Origin of the sequence: Paenibacillus sp. SN-8-1 (assembly GCF_050995535.1) — a bacterium.
Taxonomy (GTDB): Bacteria; Bacillota; Bacilli; order Paenibacillales; family Paenibacillaceae; genus Fontibacillus.
The window spans coordinates 2,686,717-2,711,947 of record NZ_CP194782.1; the positions used below are offsets into that span (position 1 = coordinate 2,686,717).

Genomic DNA, 25,231 nt, shown 5'->3' on the forward strand with positions numbered 1-25,231 from the left:
TAATCGTAGTTTAAAGTGTACTGCTCTTCGCTATGACAAATGGCCGCTTCACATCCCCAACCAGCATACGGTCAGGGGGAAGATTCACATCTTTATCCAGTATCACATTCTCGATAACGGCATTCTCACCGATTACACACTTCTGCATAATGATAGAGTTGGTAATTTTAGCACCCTTCTGCACTCTTACTCCGCGGAACAGAATGCTGTTCTCCACTTTCCCTCCAATTATGCAGCCATTTGCAACCAGAGAATTATTCACGCTTGCACTATCGAGATATTTTGTAGGTGCCTCATATTTTATTTTCGTATTTACAGGCCGTTCTTTGAATAGATTTTTGTAATTTTTTGGACAAAGCAGCTCAAGACTATTTTTGTAATAGCTCTCCACTGAGTTAATGACGGCATGATACCCTTTATATTCATAGGCGGCAATTTTTAGATTATGATGATTCTTTTGAATAGCATCCCGGAAAAAATAGCTGTCGCCATGTGCGATACAATGCCTTACCTGCTCAAGGAAGAACTTTTTCTCCATAATGAACATTTCCATATAGATGTTGGGATGATCCTTCTCATGGTGGATATTGCTTACCAAACCGTCCTCGCCTACTTCAAGTCGCAGGCAAGGATCGTGCTCTGGTTCAAGCTGATCCACCTTGGTATAGATCAGGGTAACATCGGCCCCCTTCTCCTTGTGATAATTGAAAGCATCACAGAAATCCACCTTGCACAGATGCTGGCTGCCGGAATGAAGAATGAATTTGGCCTTGCCGCGATTGAAGAAATCCAGATTATTGCGTAAATGCTGTAAATCGCCATGCGAGGTATCGGAGCTATCATTCCAGTCAGGCGGGAGTATAAAGAGTCCACCTCGCTTCCGATCCAGATCCCAAGGTCTTCCCTCTCCCAAATGGTCCATAAGGGAACGATATTTACGCCGGACGAAGACCGCTATATCTTTCATTTCGGCGTTAGCCATATTGGAGAGTACAAAGTCAATCAATCGGTATCTCCCGGCAAAAGGAACAGCAGCCCCGCAGCGGAAGTAGGTTAATTCATTCAGCAGGTCAAGCTCATGGTCGAGATTAATAACACCCATTAGTTCTGACATGGGAACACCGCCTTTTTTCATTTATTGGTCGATACCGAAGCTTCATGTTCTTTGTAAGAAGAGAGCTCTTCATCTGTAATTAAAAGTATTTCGTCTTCATCGGGTCGATTCAGGCCAAGAACGGTGTTGTCCTCGATGACAAGATTCTCACTGACGATCGCTTTATGGATGCGGACATTTTTGCCTATTTTCACCTTGGGCATGATCACGGAATCCGTAATCACACTACCTTCGCCAACCTCAATTCCGTAGAACAGCACAGAATGCTCAACGGATCCATGAACAACGCAGCCTTCATTAATGACACTGTTCATTACGGAGGCCTCGGGAGCAATATATTGAGCGGGCTGGTTCGGACTCCGGGTGTAGATCCGCCATGCTGGGTCGTTCAAATCAAGAGGGGGATGATCTGACAATAGATCCATATTGCTCTGCCACAAGCTTTGCACGGTCCCCACATCTCTCCAATATCCTTCAAAAGGATACGCATACAATACTTTCTGATTGCTTAGCATTAGAGGGATAATGTCTTTCCCGAAATCAAACGAAGAATCGGGATTTCGTTCATCTTCATACAAATGCTGCTTAAGAACATCCCACTTAAATAAGTATATTCCCATAGAGGCAAGCGTGCTCTTCGGATGCTCCGGCTTCTCCTCAAATTCATAAATGCTGAGATCCTCATTCGTATTCAGAATGCCAAAACGGCTCGCTTCCTCAAGCGTGACGTTAATGACTGAGATCGTACAATCAGCGTTCTTTTTCTTGTGATAATCAAGCATGGCATCATAGTCCATTTTATAAATGTGGTCTCCGGAAAGAATCAGAACATGCTCAGGGTCATACTGTTCAATGAACTTCATATTTCTGAAAATGGCATCGGCCGTACCTCGATACCAGCTGCTTCCATCCTCGCGTTCGTGCGGAGGAAGCACGAAGACCCCTCCATCTTTTCGCTCCATGTCCCAGTCACTGCCTACGCCAATATACGAATGCAGCACCAGCGGTTCATATTGTGTCAGGACCCCTACGGTATCGATTCCCGAGTTCGAGCAGTTGCTAAGCGGAAAATCAATGATCCGGTATGTACCCCCGAAATATACAGCAGGTTTGGCCAGGTTCTTGGTGAGACCTTTTAGTCTTTTTCCTTGTCCGCCGGCAAGCAGCATCGCAACCACTTCTTTTTTCTTCATTACGATATACCTCCTTCACTTAAGTTCAATCCCACGGCCGATCCATGTACAAGCTTTTTTGCTAAACAAAAAAAGATTAATCCGCCTTCTAAACTTTAGAACAGATTAACCTTGTTGAACCTACGCATCTGGGTAAGCGAAAGCTCTTTTCTTCATATATTTAAACAAGAATAAGTCCGTATAATCCTGCTTGAAGCTCACTCCCCGATATAATATTTGTATTGATTAATTCGACCAATATTACCTGCTCATGGACATACTTCCCTGGGTATTTGCTACGAGTTACAAGATATGTGGTTCAGCCATAAAAAAAGGCCCCGGTATGAAGTTCATACCAAGGCCCTTGATGGAAAATCCACGTTACTTATGGCGACATATAACGCCCGCCCTTAATTTCAAGCTCAACCAGAGCTTTGTCCGTTTGATTCAGGAAGATTGCATTCTTCCCTTCCGCACCCGCCCACTCCATGCCAAGGAGAATTCCGTTCTTAGTGGAAGCTGCGAATAAGAATGAGAACATATCTGGCGTAACCTCCCCGCCATCGTCTACCCGCCATGTCGAATTCGGATCATAATCGGCCACATAATCTTTGGTGACCATCTGTGACCCGTGCTTCAGTATAATTGAAGCCGTTACCTTCTTGCCCTTCTTCTTGAACTGGACCAGATAGATTTGGTTGTCCTGGCCCACATGACCGATCTCCCAAATTTTCTCGATTTGCAGCGTCTTCAATTTCTGAATGGACTGCTTAACCGAATCCTCTACACCGGATTTGACCTCGCTTGTGACGGGTATGACCGCATTAATGTTCATCTTGCGATCGTCAACAAGGTAATAAGTCTGGTTGGGAGAAGCCTTCCCTCCAACTACCTCGAAGATAAGCCCATCCAGATTGTCGAAATTGTTCGCCCATTGTCTGCCATCGTCCTTATCACTCCGGGACTGCTTCTTAATAAATTTCACGTCCAGGATCTTACCGCCTTCACCAATCGCTTTGTTCAGGTTCATATTCTGATTGCCAGTAAAAGAAATAAGATACTTGCCAGTACGATCTGCAAAGCTGTAACTATCGGTTAATGCAGCGGGGTCAAGCAGCTGCTTCTGATCTGGTACCTTTGCCGGCTGTTTATCTTTTTGGGTTGGGACTTGAACTGTTGATTCCTGTTTAGCTGTATCTGGATTGCCTACTGAGCAACCTCCAAGTGCAAGTATTACGCCAATCAAAATTGCGAGCTTTCTCACTATATTTCCCCCTTAGCTTTATTCGTCTTAAATTGTAACGTTGCAGCTTGGGGGATTGTTTCAAAATTTCCCAATTATTTATTAAGAATTGGCTGTGCCTACAGAGGAGTTTCCTGTGCTTTTCCGAGTTTCATAAGCACCTTATTAATTGAAATTGCGGCCATAGCACCATCACCCATGGCTACTGTCACTTGCTCAGCATGGACGCCCAAATCTCCCGCAACCCATAAATTCTGGACACTCGTCATTCTGGAACGCGCATCCGCCTCCACATGTTTATTGTGATACAGCTTGGCCCCAAGCTCCTCAGCAAGCTTAGAATGAACCTGATTGCCTCCAAAAGCAATAAAGCCTCTCTCCGCTGGAATTACTGTACCATCCTCAAGAATGACACTCTGGATCATCCCGTCATGCTCTTCCAGAAGACGGCTTATACCTCCCTCAATATACTGGATCCCTCGATTCTTTATTTCCATAAGGGTCTCCGCGTCAACAGCCTTCTGTTCATGATTAATATAAATTAATTCGGAGGCACGTTCAGCAAGCAGCAGCGCCATATTGGCACCTGGATTGCCCGAGCCCATGACTACCGTTTTTCTATCATGGATTTCAACCCCGTCACAATCCGGGCATACATATACAGACCGTCCCATTGCCGGAAGGATGCCAGGGATGTCTGGAAAGCGGTCCATCAAACCGGTTGCCAGCAGCAGAGTCCTCGCTTCATAATGCTCACCTTGTTCTCCAGTAAGCTTAAACAACTGGCCATGTCTGACTGCCTTTATCACCTTGTCTTGGACAAACTTAACGCCAGTCGAGGCCGCTTGGGCCTTCCCTCTCTTCCGAAGCTCTATACCGGAGACCCCCTCAGGCCAACCAAGAATATTATGATAATTACGGCACAAGGTGGACCTTCCATGTCCAGAATCAATCACAAGAATCTGATGAGTCATATATCGTCCTAGCTGAATGGCAGCCTGGAGACCCGCTATTCCTCCCCCGACGATGATACAATCGTAGGTCACAGAAATCCCTCCTGTCTGTAGTCAGTACCTTCGTTCTATAACTTCACTTTTCAACAATTAACCCGGTCATCCAGAGAACTGGATTATCTGTTCTATGAAAGATGATGTATAATGAGATCATACTGTCATCATGTGACAATCTTCCACATTTACTTATTATTTTCTTACAGGCGGGATATTACTTTGAAATTTGTGAACAAAAAAGGCTTTACCCTTCGATTCGGCATCAGCGTTCTTGTCATTATTGCTGTTCTCCTCACTATGCTGATCGGCATGATCTCTGCAATACAAGTTAACCGGGATTCCCTGATTTCAAGCTATCTGCAGAGTAATAACCAGTACGCCAAGAAGCTGGCCTCCAACACAGGAGACCTGTTAACCACCATGAGGATGAACATTATATCCATCTCATCCATCGTCAAACGCGGCACCAAAATGGACGCCGAGCTTCTAGATGATCTCTATCAGGAGAATCGCCAATATTTCAATTCCATCTTCATTGCGAATGAGAAGCGGGTTATCCAGTTCACGAGCCCGAACACGTCCGGAGTCCACCCTGGAGATCAGCTAACTTCGGAAGCAAGCAAATTGGCGATTACGTCCAGGACCCCTTTTATATCCAATCCATATCGAAGCAAGTCGGGAAGATATATTATCCTGATTTCCGCACCTGTCTTTAGTCAGAATGGTGAGTATAAAGGATTTGTTGGCGGAACGATCTATCTGGAGGAGAAGAATGTACTCAATTCTCTGCTGGAGGAGCATTTCTTTGGAAACGGCTCTTATGTCTTCGTAGTCGAGAAGACCGGTCATCTGATCTTTCACCCGGACAGGAAGCGTATTGGGCAATCCGTGAGCAGGAATGCTGTTGTCCAGAAGGTGCTTGCTGGCGCCAATGGCTCTCAGAAAGTAACCAACTCCCAGAATCACGATTTCTTTGCCGGGTATGCCTTTGATCCAACCAGCTCCTGGGGGATCATCGCCCAGACGCCAACTTCGGTTATCGAAGGCCCATCTTCTCATTTGATTTATAAGATGATGCTTCAATCCCTGCCCTTTCTCATCCTGATCCTCATCATAGGATGGTGGGTTGCGAAGCAAATCTCCAGACCCTTACATATTCTTGCCAAATTCTCAGACGAGGCTACACTTAATCTGGGAAAAGGAAAGAGTCTTCCTGAGCTAAGGTCCAATTATTACGAAGTACGTCTGCTGTACCAGAGTGTTAAGATTGCTTTTCAGAATATTAATCAGGATATCATTCAGCTTCGGGATGAAGTGAAGATGGACGGGTTAACCGGACTTGGAAACCGCAGATCCTTTGATTCTGTGATAAACAAACTAATGACAAGACACACGCCCTTCTCCCTGATCTTATTAGACATCGACCACTTCAAGAATGTGAATGATACCCACGGTCACCTTACCGGAGACGAAGTCCTGAAGTTCCTCGCGAGCACACTGGAGGATCTGGCGGGAGACCGCAGCTTAACCTTCAGGTATGGAGGAGAAGAGTTCGCTATTCTGGTGAAGCACGAGGATACGAACTATGCGTTCCAAATTGCTGAACGAATAAGAAAAATTCTCTCGGTTACGAAAAGCCCGACAGGTGATCCTGTCACGATCTCCCTTGGTATCGCTTCCTTCCCGCTTCATGCCAAGGAGACCCAGGACCTTATTATGAAGGCCGATCAAGCCATGTATCAGTCCAAACTGAATGGTCGAAACCGTACAACCCTAAGTGAAGCTGGATTATAGAAAAGAGCCTGAGAAATCAGGCTTTTTTTTATGATGTTATTCTTTTGAGTCATAGAAAATATGCTTCGCCTCTATTCCATTCTCTCTTAATTCAAGGAGACCGACCGAATAGCGGGCCTCTCGCCGCTTGTCGGCAGCTGAACCAGGATTAAATAAAAGCACGCCGTTCACCTGCTTTAGCAAAGGCTGGTGCGAATGACCGAACAAGATGACATCCAGATCGTCATCCTTGAACGAGAGCTGCGCTTTCTCTTCCGTAGTCCGGCCCGCAAATGGCGTATGGCCATGTACGAGTCCAACCTTGTAATTCTCAAGTGTTAGGATTTTCCGGTGTCCGAACCGGTCAATAATTTCACCCGGATCATTATTCCCTGCAATCCCCTCAACAGGGGCAAGCGCAGCAAGCTGCTCATAGACATCCATAGTGACCCAATCTCCAAGATGGAGAATGAGGTCCACACCACCGAACACCTCAATCACAGCAGAAGGCAGCCGATTGGCGGATCTAGGCATATGCGTATCTGATATAACTCCAATAATCATAAATAACTCCTCCTAATCTATAACCCGTTATCTCTTCCAAGAAACTGAAGAGGACTGGCGTCTATAGAGCAGAGCAGCTCCTGCCGGAGACCAGTCCGATTCATTCAGGTATCATCACCTACTTTAACAAGTATACCCTAGCCTCATAGGGTCTGAGCTGAAGCTTCTGAACATTCTCTTCCGGAACGGGCTTATAATTTGAGATAAGCAGTTCGGCTCCATCTAGATTCAGATCCTCAGGCCATTCAAAAGTCGGCTGCTGATCGAAAAAGTTCAGGATAACCAAGAGCTTATCCTCCTCACAAGTCCGGGTATAAGCATAAATCTCGGTTTCTAGAGGGCACAGGAGCTTATATTCCCCATATACCATAACCTTGTGCTCCTTCCGTAGAGCAATCAGAGCCTTATAATAATTATAAATGGAATCCGGGTCCTTCTGCGCCGCTGCCACATTGACCTCCATGTAATTGGAGTTCACTTTAATCCATGGCTGCCCACTGGCGGTGAAACCGGCATGCTCGGTATTATCCCACTGCATGGGAGTACGGGCATTGTCCCGGCTCTTCTTCCGAATTGCTTTCATGACTTCTTCTTCCGGGACTCCCTGCTCTCTCCTCTCATGATAAAAGTTCAGCGTCTCCACATCCCTATAATCCTCAATAGAGTTAAATGAGGGATTCGTCATCCCAATCTCTTCACCCTGGAAGATGTAAGGTGTGCCCTCCAAAGTTAAGAGGAACGTCGCCAGCATCTTGGCTGATGGCACGCGATAATGCAGGTCATTCCCGAACCGGGATACCGGTCGGGGCTGATCATGATTCCCCAGGTAGTTCGCATTCCAACCCTGGTTATGAAGCACAGTCTGCCACTCGCTCATGACTTTTTTGAGCTCAAGGAGGTTCCATGGCTTGATCTCCCATTTCCCGCTTCCGGGCGAAGTCGCATCCAGATACATATGCTCGAATTGGAAGACCATATTCAGCTCCCGCCGGGTATCCCCTACATAATCAAGTGCCTGATGGGGACCAAGCCCCGATGTCTCCCCGACGGTCATAATATCGTAGTAGTATAGTACCTTGTCATGAAGATTTTGCAGCAGGGTATGAACTTTATCCAGATTCGAGAACAGCTGATAGGCGCGGACCGTTGGCAGATGATTGGGATTCTCTGCGTCAGGCAGCCCTTGGGCTTTGACAATATGGGCTATGGCATCGAACCGGAAACCATCTACACCTTTCTTCAGCCACCACTGGATCATGTTATGAAGCTCATCAACCACAGCCGGGTTATCCCAGTTCAGGTCAGGCTGCTGTTTGGCATAGAGATGGAGATAATAGCTGTCGGTAGTTGAATCATGTTCCCAGACGGAACCGCTGAAGTAAGACTCCCAGTTGTTTGGAGGCCTGCCATCCTTCCCTTTGCGCCAGATATAGTAATCGCGTTTAGGATTGTCTTCCGAGGATCTGGACTCCACAAACCACGGATGCTCGTCTGAGGTATGATTAAGCACTAAATCCATCATCAGCTTCATCCCGCGGGCATGGACTTCACGAAGCAGCCGGTCGAAATCCTCCAAAGTTCCGAACTGCTGCTGAATATCACAATAGTCACTGATATCGTACCCATTATCATGATTCGGTGACTTGTATATTGGACACAACCAGATCATATCCACGCCGAGGTCCTTCAAATAATCCAGCTTGGAAGTGATTCCTCTAAGATCTCCTATTCCATCCCCGTTCGAGTCTTTGAAGCTGATTGGATAGATTTGATATACCACGCTTTCTTTCCACCATTTGGGATTCACCTTGCAAGGCCTCCTTTTCCTATGTAAAACAGTCCTTATTGTATACTTTTAAACAAGGTCTGCCATTTAGAACATTTTTAATGAAATATGAAGTCATTCATTCCAGCTTAAGACTATATTTATCCTTTACATTTTACGTCTAATGTATAATAATCAGGGCTGGTCAAAAACTGTAACTGCTACAGTATCATCTCGGACAAGAAAGGAAGAAATGGCCCATCATGAATACACTAGAATCAGGAACTGAGCCGCCCCTGCAATTATCACGATCCCGCCGGTTATGGACGGCGGTTATACTAGGTTCATTATCAGCATTCGGACCTTTGTCCATCGATATGTATCTGCCCTCGCTTCCAACGCTAACAGTAGATCTTCATACTACTGCTTCCCTAACCCAGCTGACTTTAACCGCATTTCTGCTTGGTCTTGCTCTCGGACAGCTTGTTGTAGGACCCCTTAGCGATGTAAAAGGAAGACGTTCTCCCCTGATAATTTCGCTTGCCGTATATACCGTATCCTCACTATTGTGCGTGTTCTCCCCTTCCATTGGGGTCTTAATCGCACTAAGATTCATCCAGGGTGTATCCGGAGCAGCCGGGATTGTTCTCTCCAGGGCCATTGTCCGGGACTTGTATTCTGGTACAGAACTGACAAAGTTCTTCTCATTATTAATGCTCATTAACGGAGCTGCGCCGATTCTGGCTCCACTAATCGGTGGGCAGCTGCTGCGAATATTTCCGTGGCGTGGTGTATTTGTTGTTCTTGCCCTCATTGGAATAGTTATGCTTGCAGCCGTCTTCTTCAGTCTTCCCGAGACCCTCCCCAAGCACAGAAGAGCTACAGGAGGTATTCGTCAGACCTTCTCCACCTTCGGCAGGCTGCTGACAGACCGTGTCTTCATGGGTTATACCCTTGCTAGTGGCCTCGTAACGGCTGCGATGTTCGGCTACATATCCGGGTCTCCCTTTGTCATTCAGGATATATTCGGTGTATCCCCTCAGATCTATAGTCTAATCTTCGCTTTGAATGGGATCGGGATTATTGCAGCCAGCCAACTCACCGGACGCTTGGCTGGCCGGGTTCGCGAGGAGACGCTGCTTGTCTTCGGGCTGTGCATGGCAGCAATAGGCGCGATTGTTCTGCTGCTGAGCATCGTTTTTTTTCCGCGGCTGGTAATGGTACTGCTGCCGCTCTTCTTCGTCGTAGCTTCTGTCGGCGTAGTAGGAACAAGCAGCTTCCCGCTGGCCATGAAGGAACAGGGCCATTCAGCAGGAAGCGCCTCTGCCCTTCTTGGACTGCTGCCCTACATCTTGGGTGCGGTAAGCGCACCGCTGGTTGGGATGGGCGGAAGCCATACAGCTATCCCAATGGGTGTGGTTATTACGGTTGCCAATGTTTGTGCAATCGGAAGCTATTACTTACTGGTTCGCAGAGCAGGGAACCGGGCCTAATTAAATTTGAGTAAAGAAGAAGCGCCAGGAACTAAGGTTCCCGGCGCTTCTTCTTGTTGTACGAAAGCGACTAGATTGAAGATTCTGCAAATAGTGGCTTGAAATAGAGCGCGTAAGCTTGTGCTGCTATTGCATCTGGACTGTAATTATTATTACGCCGCAGATAAATGTAGCAATCCGGCCTGAACAAGAACAAGAACGCATTGATATTGAAGCAGGGGTCGCAAGACATGATCTCATTATTGTCAGCCGCCTTCTTCAACAGGTCATTAAGTATTCCATAGATAAATGCATGAGGATGCGACTCGGAGAATTCGAAGCCCATCTTCTGCATTTTACAGTTCTCTTCCAAAGCGCCTATCCAGTTCATCATTTCCTCAACGAAGTTCACCCATTTATGCACAACATCTTCTATTTTCTCACTAGTCGATCGCGACTCCTGACTTATCCCACTGCGAATATCCTTCATGGCGGCAGTCAGTTTCTCGTCAATCAGATTCAAGCAAATGTCTCCAACGCTTGTGTATCTTCTATATAAGGTTCCTTGCCCGATTCCTGCGGCTTTGGCAATCTGGTGCATACTGACTTTGTCGGCACCTTTCTGCTCGATCAGCAACCGGGCATTCTTCAATATTAATTCATTAATTTCAAGGTGGCTTCTACTCTCTTCATGAAGCGTCATGGACCAAGATCTCCTTCTAAGCAGGTAATGGATCGTACATCAACTCATTGTAACCCTTACTCTCTTAAAGGATCAATACCTACTAGAATTAGCTCTTAGCTCCATGCTCTTGAGGAATGGCGCTGCGGCGCATGAACAGAGCCAGAATCAGGGCGACAACCGTCAAGATCGCAGCGAACCAGAAAGCGTTATGCACACCGGCGGTCATGGCCTCCGGAAGGTGCTTCGGATTGGTTGGATCTTGAAGCCCGCTCAGATAACGCGTCTGCCCTGAGGTCATGATGCTGATGAACAAGGCAGTACCGACTGCCCCAGCAACCTGCTGAATCGTATTCATAATGGCAGTTCCATGAGGATACAGATTACGCGGCAGCTGATTAAGTCCAGTTGTCTGTGCAGGCATAATCACCATGGACAACCCGATCATCAGGACAGAGTGAAGAATTATAATAATGAACACTTCCGATGTGGTCGTTACTCGCGTGAACATCCACAGGGAGAGGGTCATGATCACAATTCCTGGAATCACCAGGGCTCTTGGCCCGAATTTATCGAACAAACGCCCCGTAACTGGTGACATAAGTCCATTAATAACTCCACCAGGGAGCAGGATGAGGCCAACGGTAAAAGCTTTCAGAGCCAGTCCGGTAATCATGAACATTGGCAACAGAGTCAGTGTTGAGAATAAGGTCATCATCAGAATAACCATTAGAATGACGGCCAAAGTGAACATCGGATACTTGAAAGCCCGCATATCCAGTACAGGCTCAGTAAGCTTAATTTGACGAAGAACGAACAACAGCAAGCCAATAAAGCCGACAACCAGACATGTAATGACCAGCGAGCTGGACCAGCCAACCTGTGGATCCCCAGCACTGCTGAATCCGTATACGATCCCCCCAAAGCCTACGGTGGAGAGCAGAATGGATAGGATATCTACCTTAGGACGTGTAACCTCAGAGACGTTCCGCAAATAAATGAATGCGAAAATTATCGAGAACAAGGCAAGCGGTAGAACTGAGAAGAACAGCCAGCGCCAGCTCAAGGAATCCAGAATCAATCCTGCAAGAGTAGGACCAATGGCAGGAGCGAACATAATGACCAGACCGATTGTACCCATGGCTGCTCCGCGCTTCTCCGGCGGGTAGATCGTCAAGATCGTATTCATCATGACTGGCAGCAGCAGACCTGTTCCAAGAGCTTGCACCAAACGGGCGACCAGCAAAACCCCGAAGCTCGGTGACAAGCCGGCAATCAGTGTCCCGGCGAGGAACAGTACCATCGCACTGATAAAAATCTGCCTGGTTGTGAACCATTGAATCAATAAAGCTGTTACCGGGACCAGAATACCGATTAACAGCATATAGCCTGTAGTCAACCACTGAATCGTTGAATATGACACCTTCAGATCCTGCATTAGATCCGTTAGGGCCACGCCAAGCAATGTCTCATTAAGGAGGGCTAGAAATGCCCCGATCATGAGAGAGATAACTATGGGGAGACGCTTAATCTCACCTATGGGTGCAGCCGCCCCCGACGTTGTACTTGCTGTATTCATTGAAAATCCTCCTTATATGTATCTCTATCTAACCGCACTGTACAGTATAGTCTGTCTATTAAAAAGTCTCCGCTCTCCCTTCATACGAACATATGATATCGCGGACAATTGTCCGCACGTTGTATATTAGCAGACAATTGTCCGCTGAGTCAATGTAAACAATAATTATATTTATTTTCATCCTTGTTGACTTGTATATGAGAAAATGAACCGTTCCCCATGGCAGGAGAACGGTTCATGTGCAGATCAATTTCCAAGCATCTTACAGTTATTAGATTGTCCTTACATTGCTATTCTTGACCCCAGATCGCAGCGCCTCTTGCTTCAAGTTCCCTCACCAGTTCTTCGCACAGCTCATGGGTCATAAGTGCATCCCTGGCTGAAGGCGATGGATTTCTCTGCTCTCTTACTGCGGTTAGGAATTCATCAATTACCTGATCAAAGCCCCTTCGGTAGAGATTCGGATCCCAATCCTTGAAATGAGAATGCTTTTCTTCTCCATTCTTATAATGAATGGTGGAATTCAGATCCTTAACCCGCCACTTGTTCCCGGGACTCATGACTTCCAGTATCTCTTCATTACTTCCGTTATCCCGGTTCATAATCCCTATACAGCTGAATCCCTGACCCTCAAGCTGCAGCATCACATGATACAGCTTACCCTCTTCGATATGAGCCGAGATACGAGTCTCTGAAATCTCACCTGGAGCCAGAAAGCGAAGCGTATCTACAACATGGATGAAGTCATCCAGCACGAACCGGCGGGCGATATCAGGGTGGTGCAAGCGATTTTTCTGCAGTATTACCAATCGCCGTTCTTCTACATCCTTAAGCTGAGCATACATCGGGGCAAATCTCCGATTGAAGCCAACCATCAGAACAAGACCGGCCTGTTCAGATAATTCCACGATCCGGCGTGATTCTTCAAGTGTGTAAGCAATAGGCTTATCCACGTAGACATGAATCCCTGCCCGAAGAAGCTGCTCTACAACAGCGGGATGTGATTCCGTTGAGGTATGTACGAAGGCCCCATCTACACCAAGGGTAATTAGCTCCTCCAGTGTCCGAACATGCTCCTGAATCCGGTACCTGGAGCTTAATTGTTGCAATGTCTCTTGGTTGCGGGTGCAAAAAATCAATTCAATATCCTCACGTGCGGTAATCACGGGTAAATAAGCTTTCTGGGCAATACTTCCCAGACCAATAACGCCAATTCTCATAGGTTAGCTCCTCCAATATCAACAGCTTAGTCTCTTTATTATAAGGTTCAAGAGACTTAGATTAAAGGAAGCCACCCTCTCTCACAAATAAGAGGAGAGGTCTTCTATTCTTCGTAGATCATTTTGCGTGTCATTCCACCGTCAATGACCAGATTGGCGCCTGTGATAAATGTATTGTCCGGATGGGTCAAATATAGGCAGGCTCTCGCTATATCGGCTGGCTTCCCTACTCTTCCTGCCGGATGCTGCTGATGATCCTCTGGGCGAAGCGCCTCGTAGTCTCCTGTCTCAATCCATCCCGGACTAATACTATTGACTCGGATCCCGTCCTTGCCAAGTGAGATCGCCATCGCGTGGCTTAGTGAAATAATGGCCCCCTTGGAAGCCGCGTAAGCTTCCGAATTCGGCTCTGACATCGCAGCCCGTGTAGATGAGATGTTGACGACAGCTCCTTGTATCCCCAAATCCGTCATATGCCGGGCAACTTCACGTGTGGCCAAAAAGCAGCTGCGAACATTGGTGTTCAGGACGTCATCCCATTCCTCGAGCTTAAGCTCGTAAGGTGATTTCCACCGGGAGACACCCGCATTATTAATCAGGATATCGATACGTCCATACTCCCTTATAGCCTCCTGCATTAAATGTATGATGTCTTCTTCCTTCCTCACATCACATGAAACGAACAAGGCATTTCTTCCTTCTTGACGAATTTCAGCCGCAGCGGCTGCTCCTTTGGCTTCCTGAACGTCCGCAAGAACGACTGAGGCCCCTTCAGCAGCGTAAGCTTCCGCAACAGCGCGCCCGATCCCATCCGCCGCACCGGTAACAATTACAACCTTCTCGTCATAAGACAAGCCGTCCCCTCCTGTTCAACTGAACTCTAGGCCTTTCCACTAGCAATATCTCTGACAAGCTCAGGGAACCAATCGGACAACGAATTAAATGAATAACCCGCTTGAACCGCTTTACTTGTATCCATAACCCAGTCTGCCGGCACACCAAACGGGGATTTATGCTCAGGCTGAGTATCTGTCTGTATAACTGCAATCTGTCCGGTGATCTCCTGGATGATACTTAGAATCTGACGGACGGTCAGGCTTCCAGCGGATGCTGCGTTAACCGGCCCGTCTATCTTAGCCTGGCTCAGCCATGCCAGGAATTTCGCTGTCTCATCAGATGAAATAAAGCTGAGTCTAGCAGCCGGATTTGGAACTCCGATAGGCAGCCCCTCTTTTACGTGGTTCACATGAAAGTGCAGTCGCTTCGTATAATCATCGGGCCCCAGCACGATAGGAATCCGCATGGCGATTACAGGGAAATTTGCTCTCTGGAATAAGACGGCCTCTGCCTGACGCTTACCTTCTTGGTATGTGAAGACAGCCGACGAACCTTTTTTAATTGAATATGTATACGGATCAAAATCTTTCTCAGTCAGAAGCCGATCTATAGGATTATAGACGGACAAAGTTGAAGTCAATATATAACGCCCAACATGACCATCGAACACTTCAACCGCACTGCTGGCGTCATCCGGCGAATAGCAGATGTTATCATATATGACGTCCCAATCTCCCATTGATACTGTTCTGAGAAGATCTGCCTTGCTCGTTCTGTCGAGTGTTAAATGCTTGACCCTTCTGCTGAAAATAACCGGTGTGTTCCCTCTGGTGGCCAAGGTTACATCATGTTCACCTTCTCTGAGAAGAAGTTCAACCAGTTTTTTGCCAAAATAACGAGTTCCTCCGAAAATTAATACTTTTCCCATGATTCTTATCCTCCTCTGAAGTGTATTCACTTAGTAGGCGAAATCATATCGATTAAAGAAACCTCTCAACTTTTAAGCACGTAAAGGATTCTCTTAAATTGTAAACATTTGAATGACGCTAAACAACAAGTCTGATGGCATGAGCTTTCAAAATTCAGACTGCTTCACTGATACTTTAGTACCTTATTTCCATTTGATAACCTGGAAGGAAGTCCCAGTCTACTGAATATATGAGTCTCCCTTCTTCCATAATTTATGAGTATTGTGGGATACCCAAATGAAAACACTTCCATAATAATGGAGAAACAGGAGTCTTCCAACTATCAATAACAGCCATTGTACAAAATATTTGGGAGGAGTGTCGAAGTTTGTTCCAATCTATAGTCCGCAAATCTGCTTATTTGATTACTAGCCTTACTGTAGTCTCAGGAGTTTTTGCCAGCAATGGCTATGCCGCTCAGGAAACTCATAAGTCCCCTGTTATAGAATGGTCTCAGGAATATGGTAAAGGGCAGCTGTCCGCAAATGGGCGCGGTGTAACGCCTACCCCGGATGGAGGCTACATCGTGGCCGGAGATTTTACAGGGAAAGATCCATCCAGCTATGGAATTACACAAGCCTACATTCTCAAAGTTAACGCCTCCGGTCAGAAAGAATGGGAGCGAAAGGTTCAGCATGGTGACTCGGAGTATTCCTATGCTTACAAAGCAGTCCCCACTAATGACGGCGGCTATATTGTCAGCGGAGCAACTAAGAATTATGATGGCAAGCCGCGCAACGTGGTCTATTTAATTAAGTTAAATGCTGAAGGCAGCGTGGAATGGGAGAAAGAATACGGGGATGGATACACCAATCAGTATGGCGAGTCCGTTGCTCAGAGTGAAGATGGCGGATTTGTCGTAACCGGGTACAGCGTAACTTCAGCCGGAGAAGCACCGGCTTATGTACTCAAGACCGATGCCAAGGGGAATCAGTTGTGGCACAAGAAGTTCCGCTTCGACGATAATCAGTACTTTAATGACCTAATATCCACCTCTGACGGCGGTACGATTTCAGTAGGAACCATTAATACCTTTTTCGGTCCCGGTGATAATGATGCCTCTGTAGCCACCAAGCTGAATGCAAATGGTGAAGAAGTATGGACTAAGAAATTCGTTCAACCTGGCTCCTCACGCTCGGCGTTCTCCATTACGTCTACTAATGAGGGAGGTTACATCATTGGAAGCAGAACCCGGGATGACATTAACATCCTGACCAAGGTTGATGCAGACGGCACAGTAATCTGGGAGAAGACCTATAACCCTACTCCAGACCGCGAGCTCTTCACCCAGGTCGTTCGTACTCAAGACGGATACGCCCTGCTAGGTGAGAATCAAAAAGGCCAATACCCTGATGAACAAAGGCAATTCGAAGTATTAAAGGTCGATAAAAATGGCGGCGTGCTGGATAATGTACTCTTTGGTGAACCGAACCTGTATGGAATTGGTAAAGGTACGATCTCTAAGGACGGCGGCTTTGTACTTACGGGCCAAGCCAACCAAGGGGGAGAATATTATCTTCAGCTAACTAAGCTTGCGGGAAGCAACGCGCCAGCGGAGCCTACGATCACAGGCATCGAATTCTCGGAGACAACCAAGACTCTTGAAGTAGGCAAAAATACGGCTGTAGCACTTAATGCTCTGTATTCGGATGGCACAAAAGCAGGGGTATCTGATTCAGTCTCCTACACCTCTGCCGATGAGAATATTGTATCCGTAGACAGCTCAGGTCTGCTCACCGCGAAGCAGCCCGGCAGCACCACAATCTCTGCCGATTACAAAGGACTGGTTGCACAGCTTCAAGTAAATGTCTCAGCGTCTGGAACATCGGATGGATCCTTTTATCTGGATTCTGACGAATATTCCTTATCCGCGGGAACTTCTCTTGATACCATAGCCATCTTTAAGGACAAGGATGGACAGATTCATAATGTTACTGGACAGGCTGTCTTTAAAAGCGAGAACCCACTGGTAGCCGAATATGACAAAGACGGCAATATCATCGGAGTGCATGCGGGTATCACGCATGTAATAGCGGAATATAACGGTCAGACCTACAAAGCTTTGGTTCAGGTTGTTCGTGCCTATGTGCCGAAATAACCAGGAGAGCCATCCTTAGGGATGGCTCTTTATTTTAAGATAAATTTTGAAATTCCCCATACTGCCCCTAGCCAAACTTCTACCTAACTTTTACCGTATTGGGACACCACACCATCATGATTACCTCTTAGTAGTTTACTAGCACTTACATACCAGAGCGGCACACGAAAAAAATTTTTGAGAGGAGTGTCTTAGTTTGTTCAAGTCTATTATTCGTAAAACCAGCTATGCTCTTGTAAGCCTCACCCTCGCATCAGGTATTCTTGTTGGTCACAGCAATGCAGCATCAGGGTCCAGTCAGCCCGTTATTGAGTGGTCCCACCAATATGCCAAGGATCAGCTATTCACAGACGGCAGCAGCATTGTCCCAACCTCGGATGGGGGCTATATTACAGTTGGAAGACAGGATGCGGGCAGCGAGAACAGAGCCTATATCATGAAGCTGGATGCTTCCGGGAAAATGGAGTGGGAACAGACAATTAAGATTGGATCCTCCAACTATACCGAAGCATTAAAGGCTATCCAGACCCGGAACGGGGAATTTATTGTCAGCGGATCTGCCAACAACGGTTCGTATAATGTAATCTTCCTGGCCAAACTTAGTGCTCAGGGTACGGTGGAATGGCAGAAGGAATTTGACCATGGTGTCCATGAAGACGGAAATTCTGTGGCTGAGACTAAGGATGGCGGCTTCGTCATCACTGGTTTTACCTATTCCGGTTCTGGCGAAGCCCCTGCCTTTGTGCTTAAGACAGATGCCCAGGGACAACAAGTATGGTACGACAAGTACCGGGTAGGCAGGAATCAATACTTCAATGATATCATTGCAACCCCCGATGGAGGATCGATTGCTGTGGGTACCATCGATCGTCGAGTTGACAGCAACGACATACTCGGCGGTATCGTGACTAAGCTGAATGCGAACGGGCAGAAAGTCTGGACCAGACAGCTCATCACACCGAATTCAGGGCGCAATGCCTCTTCAGTTATTCCCTCCGGGGACGGAGGATATGTGGTTGCGAGCAGAAGCTGGAGCAGCATTAATTATCTAACCAAGATAGACACAAATGGAAAAGTGATCTGGGAAAATAGTTATTCTGCCGCTCCCGACCTGGAGCTTTTGAAAAAAGTTGTTCAAACGGATCAAGGCTATGCTCTTCTGGGTGAATATCTAAAAAGAGACAATTCTGATCATAATAAACAGTATGAAGCATTAAAGGTCGATGCTCATGGAGAGATCGTGGACCGCATTATTTTTAGCAGCAAGAATTATGAGGCTTTTACTACTGGGACGATATCGCCAGATGGTGGATTAGTTGTATCAGGACTAGCCAAGGTTAATAATAAGTACTTTTTGCAGCTCACCAAGCTAGCTGGACAAGACCGTTCGCCGGTAGATCCAACCGTGACGGAAATCTCTTTTACGGATATAAGCAAACAGATTGCTGTCGGTGAATATACCGCTATTAACGTCAATGCGCATTACTCAAATGGTACCGAAGCAAAAGTAACAGACTCTGTATCGTTCACATCAGAAAATGAGAGTATAGCTACAGTAGACGCGAAAGGAATAATTACGGGAGTCAAGCCAGGCAGCACCACAATTAATGCAGTCTACCAGGGTCATCGTGCACAGTTAAACGTACAAGTAACCGAAGTTCCAGGCAGCGAAGGCCCGGGTGAGTGGACGTATCAGTTCGGTAAGGATCAGCAGTCCACAAATGGAAGCAGCGTCACCTCTACCTCGGATGGAGGTTATATTGTAACGGGGGATTCTAGCAATTCTAGTGACGGAGAGACAACGGCCTTTGTTATAAAGCTAAACTCTTCAGGAGGCGTACAGTGGCAGCAAAAGATTCATCATGGAGAATACGCCTATGCTAAAAGTGCTGTTCAGACCAGAGACGGCGGATTCATTGTCAGCGGCTCGTTCAGCAGTCAGGACGGAAGGCCTCATAATGCCATTTTCCTAACAAAACTCACTGCCCAGGGTATCGTAGAATGGGATCAAGAATTTGACATCGGCGCTAATGTGAACGGGGATTCTGTGGCCGAGACCGAAGATGGCGGTTTTGTTGTTACTGGTTATACCTTATCCGCTTCCGGTGAAGATTCTGCCTATGTGCTTAAAATGGATGCCCATGGACAGCAAAAGTGGTTCAAATGGTACCGATTTGGCAGTAATCAACACTACAATGATATCATCGCTGCGCCGGATGGCGGCTCCATCGCAGTCGGTACCCTTGATACGATAATCGGCAGCACAGATGATGACGGCGCTATCGTTACCAAACTAAACGCCGATGGCGAGGAAGAATGGACCAAGAAACTAGTCCATCCTAAATCCGGTCGCAGTGCATATTCAATCACTTCTTCCGATGATGGAGGATATGTAATCGCCAGCACCGCAACACAGGCCGGCGTTGATGTTAACTACCTGACCAAAATTGACGCTGCAGGTAACGTAATCTGGGATAAGAGCTACGATCCAACCTCTGATCGGGACTTCTTCACTACAGTCAATAGAACCGGGCAAGGATATGCCCTGATCGGGAATGCCCGAAAGGGAACCTACCCTAATTACGAGACCCAGTTCGAAGTGTTACAGATTGATAAGAATGGGGAGATCGTGAACAACACCTTGCTTCCTGAGCCGAATTTGTACGGTTTAGGCCGTGGCGTTGCTTCATCGGATGGCGGATATGTACTAATGGGAACGATCGCGGTGAACGATAAGTACATGTTGCAGCTGACCAAGCTGGCTGGACAGAACCATCCACCAGTGGAGGGCACTTTCTATCTGGACTCGGATGAATACTCATTAACGGCGGGAACTTCACTCGATACTGCTGCCTTTTTTAAAGATAAAGACGGCATAGTCCACAACGTTACAAAGCAATGCATATTCAAAAGTGAAAATCCAAAGGTCGTTGATTATGACTCAGATGGCAATATCAATGGCTTGCAGGCTGGAATTACAGCTATTACTGCTGAATATCAGGGTCAGACTTATCGGGCAACGGTACAGGTGGTTCGTGCTTCTGTTCCGAGATAATGAAGAAACCACCTATATCAGGTGAACTATTGATTTACACATGAGGCGGCCGTGTGAAATGTTCTTCCGATCGCTGTTGTTCCCAGATTTCTTAATTAATTATATACAAGGTGGAAATCCAGTCACAAAGGCGAACGCTTCGCTTCTCCAGAATCATTTCACACTCTTGCCCATGGGTAATTCTTAAGTTCAACTTATATAGCTAAAAAAGACGTAAAATGAAAAGCCCTGTCCAATTAGGAACAGGGCTTCTTGTCATACGTCTTTTTGGGTATCATCTTTTTCGATAACATCTTTTTCGTTACCATCTCATCCAATACGTCTCGTGTATGACAGAATTCATCGTCATGCACAAATGTTTATTTGCAAGCAACCTATCTGAATAATACCGGCCCTGGACTCGATCTCTATTGCTGTACAACTGGCTGTGCTTCAGTATCTCCGGTTCTTTGTCCCAGTTCCACATCCGCTGTTACCAGCATATATACTCTAGATTCATAAGGCTTGAGTGCAAGTGTCTGGATACTCTCTGAAGGATCTGCCTCGTAATTATGAACAAGGAGCTTAGCGGATTCATATTCCCAACCGATTGGGCAGTCGAACAGCGCTTCCTGGGCTGAGAGATTAGAGATTACCAGCAGCTTCTCATTGCCAAGTGTCCGGCTGTAAGCATACAGATTCGGGTCCTGCTGTGGCACAAGATCATATTCTCCATATACAATCACCGGGTTCGCGGCACGAAGTGCAATCAGCTTCTTGTAATGGTTGTAGATCGAGTTCGGATCCTGGATCTGCTGCTCCACATTGATCGTTCTGTAATTCGGGTTAATCTTCAGCCAAGGTGTGCCTGTCGTAAACCCTGCGTTGGCTTCTTCGTTCCATTGCATAGGTGTCCGGGAATTATCACGGCCGTTCTTCCAGATGATCTGCATAATCTCATCATGGCTCTTCCCCGCTTCCAATTCCAGCTGGTAGAGATTCTTGATAGCCACATCGTTGTAGTCATCAATGGAATCGAACTGCACGTTCGTCATCCCGATCTCCTGTCCCTGATAAATAAAAGGTGTACCCTGCATGAGGAAATACATGGTTGCCAGTGATTTGGCAGATGCTTGCCAGTGCTCCTGGTCGTTACCCCACGTGGACGTAGAACGAGGCTGGTCATGATTCTCGATGAAGAGCGCGTTCCAGCCTCTTCCCGAAAGTCCTTTTTGCCAGCGGCTAAGAGTCTCCTGCAGGGCCTTGATATCCAATCCCCCGGTCACGCTCTTGTTCCACAGGGCCAAATGTTCAAATTGGAAGATCATATTGAACTTGCCATTCTCTTCTCCGACCCATTGATCCGCTTGCTCGGTCGATACGCCGCTGGCTTCCCCAACGGTCATGATGTCGTACTTGTCAAATGTCTCCTGCTTCAATTCCTTCAGGAAGTCATGAATGCCTTCCCGGTTCATATGACCTTCGAAGGAAGGAACATATTTGAGACTTTCCGGGTTTGGCATATCCGGGAATCCGTCTACTTTCTTAATATGAGAAATGGCATCTACCCGGAAACCGTCAATTCCCTTATCCAGCCACCAGTTCACCATGTCATATAATTCCCTGCGCACGTTCGGATTCTCCCAGTTCAAATCCGGTTGTCTTGTGGAGAACACATGCATGAAATACTGCTCGGTGGCAGCATCGTACTCCCATGCGGAACCACCGAAGATACTTTCCCAGTTGTTCGGCTCCGAACCTTCCTTCGCATCGCTCCAGATATAATAATCACGCTTTGGATTGTCCTTGGACGAACGGGATTCAATGAACCAAGGATGCTCGTCCGAAGTATGGTTGATAACCAGGTCAAGAATAAGCTTCATTCCGCGCGCATGTACCTCACGCAGCAGCTCATCGAAATCTTTCATACTTCCGAACTCTTCCATAATGTCCTGATAGTCTGAAATATCATATCCGTTATCGTCGTTGGGAGACTTGAAGATCGGGCAGATCCAAATCACATTAATTCCGAGATCGTGCAAATAATCAAGCTTGGAAATGATTCCTTGAATATCACCGATACCATCTCCGTTGCTGTCCATGAAACTCCGGGGGTAAATCTGATATGCTGTCGCTTCTTTCCACCAAATTTTTTTCATAATAGCTCCTTAAATCTTGAGTAGTCTTATTTGTGTGCACCTTATTGTGCATACGATTGCACAAAAAGTTTCTGTGACTATTTTAACGTTTTTCCCGCCATTTGTCCTTAGAATTTTTCATATAAATAATTGGTAGACAATTAAAAAAAGAAGAACCACCGCAAGGATATATACCCTGCTGTGGTTCAACTTAATGTATGGCTACTCTTGATAGAAGAACAGTGCCTAGCTCTCCCCCTGTTATCTCCATCACCTATTGAGCGAGCTTCTATCCCCTCACTATCTTCTTGTATCGAACAAGCTCTTAATGAGCGACAGCCCGCTAATCACCCCGAAGAAGAAATGACCGTTACGGCCTGAGCCGCTTTACTGCTTGGGCTCGTTGACTTAATTACCTTTTGTCCTTTACGGGCTTTGTAGCCAAATATCGCCCGTCCTCCTGCATAGCCACGCTGTTGGGTTATCTTGTTGCTCCCCCTGCTAACTTGAGGGCAAATTCTAGTCTTTGGTACTGGTTAAGCAGTTCCATCAAGCCGTTAATCAGAAAATTGCTTAGGTCTTTCTTATGGATGAAATAAGACGGTTGCTCGATGCTTTTCACATTCACGCCGTACTTCTTGAACTCTTGATGCACCAACACTTTTACAATGTCAGACCGCCATAAACGGCTTGTATTGAGGACTACAACAGTCTCATAGTTCGGGTGGCTAGGGCGGCTAACATGCTCCGAAAGCCGATTTTGTCCACTTCAAGAGCATCCTTATCCACCTTCATCCCCTAACACCTTCATCCATAAAGATGTCCTAGGGGTGATGAGGGTTAAGTTCGATTGGGATTAGCCACCCGCTTCATTCGGCACTGGGTAGGGGTAATAGAAAGGCCTTGAGGATTTCTGCCCTCAAGGTCAATGAAATTACATAAGTTTAATTATACTTCGACAATCGTTGATATTGATTTGTATCCTTCTGGCAGATTATTTCTCCATAACTCTTCTACTCCAGATCCACCAATATTAATACCTAAGATTGAAGGATCTAAAAATATTTCTTGACGGTTAGTTAAAATCAATTTAACCGCATCGCATATTAACTCACAATTATTTACATCTATGTTGAACAACTCGATCATTGCAATCTTATTTTCTAGCATTGGATTATTAAAGATAACCCCACTAATTCTCGACTTTGCAGGTATAACATCTTCCAAATCGATATCTATTTTTATAGTATCAACTTTAGCGATAGATAGTTTTGAGTATTGTTCAATGGATTGAAATTTAATCAATTGCTCTCCGAACTCAAAAATGAGATAGTCCGTATTGGCGACAAATTCAGACAACTGATTTTCTTCGAAATCAACAAAACCCGTTAAATATATCTCATTTAAACAAGACTTACGCATTACTTCTGTAATTTCTTTTAACATTCGCAACTCCATTCTGAAACATTATTTGAATACTATATTAAGATCCATACCCTTGCCAGTTTCTAAATACGTAACCCATTCGCCATTTGGTTTAGTTACTACAGTCAGCCCGTTCCCTCGATAAATATTCATCAATCCTGAATCTTTATTTATCGTTCCTTGATCTACAAAACTTACTGTCCCATCATCTATCATTTTCCCAATATCCTCAAGAAACCTAGGTCCATCTGCTGAAAGCTTAGAATACTTTGTACCAAGAGTTTTTTCCAGTAATGTCTTATGCTTCAAAAAATGAGATTTAAATTTATTTCCTGCGGTAATAATAGTACAATTATGCACCCAAACTCCAAGGTTAGGATACAAAGTAAGAATGATACCCGTCGACCATGAAGTTGTAAACCGTTGTTTGTCTCGGCGCTTTCTCAATCTTATCTATTTCCAGTTTAGTACCATCACTTGAGACAAGCAAATCTCCAACCTTTAGGTCTTGTACGAGAGTCCACCCTTTTTCCATCAAGCCAAAATGGATGTAATCCAGTTGTTTCAATGATTTCATCACCGATACGGACATAATAAATCTCATCAGCTTGCTTTTGGAAAAGCTATACGACCTCTTTATATTCTACTTCTCCAGTTTCTTCATTCTTGGAAAGTACTTTATCACCTACCTCGATTTCCTCGATAGGTTTCTCCCCTACGTCTGTTAAAACCTTTGTTCCTGCAGTAAAACAATAACATTTAGAAATAACCGCTCGTCCTTTATTTACTTTACTATTAATATTCGGAGAGAGTTCAGATAAGGCAATAGTCCAAGCTATATTTCAGCATACTTCTGATAAGCCTTTAGAAACTCGTCTCTTGCCCAATCCGCATTTCCTTCACTATTCTTATATGGGCTGGTTTGAGTGAGCAGCCCAATTAGATAATTAAAACGATTGTTATTCTTTTCATTAAATACAGGTGCAAAGTGTTTAAGCATGTTTGCTTTATAGGCGTTGTATTCTTTTGTATTTAAATGCGACTTTGCTTGTTCTTGCCTGATCACATCTTTGATTTCGCTATACTTAAGCGGTGTCTTGATGGAAATCGACATGTTGCCACTCGGATCAAAAAGAG

At 45.8% G+C, this 25,231-nt stretch carries 21 protein-coding genes and 1 pseudogene; 4 read left to right on the forward strand and 18 right to left on the reverse strand.

Features of this window, described 5'->3' with window-relative positions; all coding sequences use genetic code 11:
* Positions 1-10: 10 nt before the first annotated feature.
* From glgD to ACRRNK_RS12825, 4 genes are all read right to left on the reverse strand, one after another.
* Positions 11-1,114: a glucose-1-phosphate adenylyltransferase subunit GlgD gene (gene glgD / locus ACRRNK_RS12810; protein WP_433943133.1), complete on the reverse strand. Its 1,104-nt coding sequence runs from the start codon at positions 1,112-1,114 to the stop codon at positions 11-13.
* A 17-nt stretch (positions 1,115-1,131) separates the two neighbouring features.
* Positions 1,132-2,307, reverse strand: coding sequence for a glucose-1-phosphate adenylyltransferase (locus tag ACRRNK_RS12815; RefSeq protein WP_433943134.1), 1,176 nt, complete (start codon positions 2,305-2,307; stop codon positions 1,132-1,134).
* A gap of 364 nt (positions 2,308-2,671) precedes the next feature.
* Positions 2,672-3,550, reverse strand: a complete 879-nt coding sequence (locus ACRRNK_RS12820) for a hypothetical protein (protein ID WP_433943135.1) — start codon at positions 3,548-3,550, stop codon at positions 2,672-2,674.
* A gap of 98 nt (positions 3,551-3,648) precedes the next feature.
* Positions 3,649-4,575, reverse strand: a complete 927-nt coding sequence (locus ACRRNK_RS12825) for an NAD(P)/FAD-dependent oxidoreductase (protein ID WP_433943136.1) — start codon at positions 4,573-4,575, stop codon at positions 3,649-3,651.
* 192 nt (positions 4,576-4,767) lie between these two features.
* Between ACRRNK_RS12825 and ACRRNK_RS12830 the strand changes: the two genes are divergently transcribed.
* Positions 4,768-6,333 carry a sensor domain-containing diguanylate cyclase gene (locus ACRRNK_RS12830; protein WP_433946886.1) on the forward strand — a complete coding sequence of 522 codons (1,566 nt, stop codon included), beginning with the start codon at positions 4,768-4,770 and terminating at the stop codon, positions 6,331-6,333.
* A 36-nt stretch (positions 6,334-6,369) separates the two neighbouring features.
* On the opposite strand, the gene ACRRNK_RS12835 is transcribed toward ACRRNK_RS12830, so the two are convergent.
* Together ACRRNK_RS12835 and ACRRNK_RS12840 are read right to left on the reverse strand one after the other, a co-directional pair.
* Entirely contained in the window at positions 6,370-6,876 is a 507-nt protein-coding gene (locus ACRRNK_RS12835; RefSeq protein ID WP_433943137.1) for a metallophosphoesterase family protein, read from the reverse strand.
* A 118-nt stretch (positions 6,877-6,994) separates the two neighbouring features.
* Positions 6,995-8,683, reverse strand: coding sequence for a glycoside hydrolase family 13 protein (locus ACRRNK_RS12840; protein WP_433943138.1), 1,689 nt, complete (start codon positions 8,681-8,683; stop codon positions 6,995-6,997).
* 221 nt (positions 8,684-8,904) lie between these two features.
* Here ACRRNK_RS12840 and ACRRNK_RS12845 point away from each other — a divergent pair, with 221 nt between their 5' ends.
* A complete protein-coding gene (locus tag ACRRNK_RS12845) occupies positions 8,905-10,134 on the forward strand; it encodes a multidrug effflux MFS transporter (protein WP_433943139.1) in 1,230 nt (409 codons plus the stop codon).
* 70 nt (positions 10,135-10,204) lie between these two features.
* Here ACRRNK_RS12845 and ACRRNK_RS12850 read toward each other — a convergent pair whose 3' ends face one another.
* The 5 genes from ACRRNK_RS12850 to ACRRNK_RS12870 form a co-directional block, all read right to left on the reverse strand.
* Positions 10,205-10,816 carry a TetR/AcrR family transcriptional regulator gene (locus tag ACRRNK_RS12850; protein WP_433943140.1) on the reverse strand — a complete coding sequence of 204 codons (612 nt, stop codon included), beginning with the start codon at positions 10,814-10,816 and terminating at the stop codon, positions 10,205-10,207.
* A gap of 88 nt (positions 10,817-10,904) precedes the next feature.
* Positions 10,905-12,374: an MDR family MFS transporter gene (locus ACRRNK_RS12855; protein ID WP_433943141.1), complete on the reverse strand. Its 1,470-nt coding sequence runs from the start codon at positions 12,372-12,374 to the stop codon at positions 10,905-10,907.
* A 290-nt stretch (positions 12,375-12,664) separates the two neighbouring features.
* Positions 12,665-13,594 carry a Gfo/Idh/MocA family protein gene (locus tag ACRRNK_RS12860; protein WP_433943142.1) on the reverse strand — a complete coding sequence of 310 codons (930 nt, stop codon included), beginning with the start codon at positions 13,592-13,594 and terminating at the stop codon, positions 12,665-12,667.
* 104 nt (positions 13,595-13,698) lie between these two features.
* Entirely contained in the window at positions 13,699-14,448 is a 750-nt protein-coding gene (locus tag ACRRNK_RS12865; RefSeq protein WP_433943143.1) for an SDR family NAD(P)-dependent oxidoreductase, read from the reverse strand.
* 26 nt (positions 14,449-14,474) lie between these two features.
* Positions 14,475-15,359, reverse strand: coding sequence for an NAD-dependent epimerase/dehydratase family protein (locus tag ACRRNK_RS12870; protein WP_433943144.1), 885 nt, complete (start codon positions 15,357-15,359; stop codon positions 14,475-14,477).
* 368 nt (positions 15,360-15,727) lie between these two features.
* Here ACRRNK_RS12870 and ACRRNK_RS12875 point away from each other — a divergent pair, with 368 nt between their 5' ends.
* Together ACRRNK_RS12875 and ACRRNK_RS12880 are read left to right on the forward strand one after the other, a co-directional pair.
* Positions 15,728-17,497, forward strand: coding sequence for an Ig-like domain-containing protein (locus ACRRNK_RS12875; RefSeq protein ID WP_433943145.1), 1,770 nt, complete (start codon positions 15,728-15,730; stop codon positions 17,495-17,497).
* A gap of 196 nt (positions 17,498-17,693) precedes the next feature.
* The gene (locus ACRRNK_RS12880; RefSeq protein WP_433943146.1) at positions 17,694-20,552 is read left to right on the forward strand and encodes an Ig-like domain-containing protein; all 2,859 of its coding nucleotides are present in this window, start codon (positions 17,694-17,696) and stop codon (positions 20,550-20,552) included.
* Between the two features lie 407 nt (positions 20,553-20,959).
* On the opposite strand, the gene ACRRNK_RS12885 is transcribed toward ACRRNK_RS12880, so the two are convergent.
* The 7 genes and pseudogenes from ACRRNK_RS12885 to ACRRNK_RS12915 all read right to left on the reverse strand — a co-directional run bounded on the left by ACRRNK_RS12885 (position 20,960) and on the right by ACRRNK_RS12915 (position 25,208).
* The gene (locus ACRRNK_RS12885; protein ID WP_433943147.1) at positions 20,960-22,690 is read right to left on the reverse strand and encodes a glycoside hydrolase family 13 protein; all 1,731 of its coding nucleotides are present in this window, start codon (positions 22,688-22,690) and stop codon (positions 20,960-20,962) included.
* 350 nt (positions 22,691-23,040) lie between these two features.
* Positions 23,041-23,493 (reverse strand): annotated as a pseudogene (locus ACRRNK_RS12890) (recombinase family protein); the annotation flags it as partial.
* 124 nt (positions 23,494-23,617) lie between these two features.
* Complete coding sequence (locus ACRRNK_RS12895; RefSeq protein ID WP_433943148.1) at positions 23,618-24,115, reverse strand: hypothetical protein; 498 nt, start codon at positions 24,113-24,115, stop codon at positions 23,618-23,620.
* A gap of 21 nt (positions 24,116-24,136) precedes the next feature.
* Complete coding sequence (locus tag ACRRNK_RS12900; RefSeq protein ID WP_433943149.1) at positions 24,137-24,478, reverse strand: hypothetical protein; 342 nt, start codon at positions 24,476-24,478, stop codon at positions 24,137-24,139.
* Positions 24,468-24,698 carry a polymorphic toxin-type HINT domain-containing protein gene (locus tag ACRRNK_RS12905; protein WP_433943150.1) on the reverse strand — a complete coding sequence of 77 codons (231 nt, stop codon included), beginning with the start codon at positions 24,696-24,698 and terminating at the stop codon, positions 24,468-24,470. Before ACRRNK_RS12905 ends, ACRRNK_RS12900 begins: the two co-directional genes overlap by 11 nt.
* Positions 24,699-24,717: 19 nt before the next feature.
* Positions 24,718-24,933, reverse strand: coding sequence for a Hint domain-containing protein (locus tag ACRRNK_RS12910; protein ID WP_433946887.1), 216 nt, complete (start codon positions 24,931-24,933; stop codon positions 24,718-24,720).
* Positions 24,930-25,208, reverse strand: a complete 279-nt coding sequence (locus ACRRNK_RS12915; RefSeq protein WP_433946980.1) for a hypothetical protein — start codon at positions 25,206-25,208, stop codon at positions 24,930-24,932. The genes ACRRNK_RS12910 and ACRRNK_RS12915 overlap by 4 nt, the downstream gene beginning before the upstream one ends.
* Between the last annotated feature and the right edge of the window lie 23 nt (positions 25,209-25,231).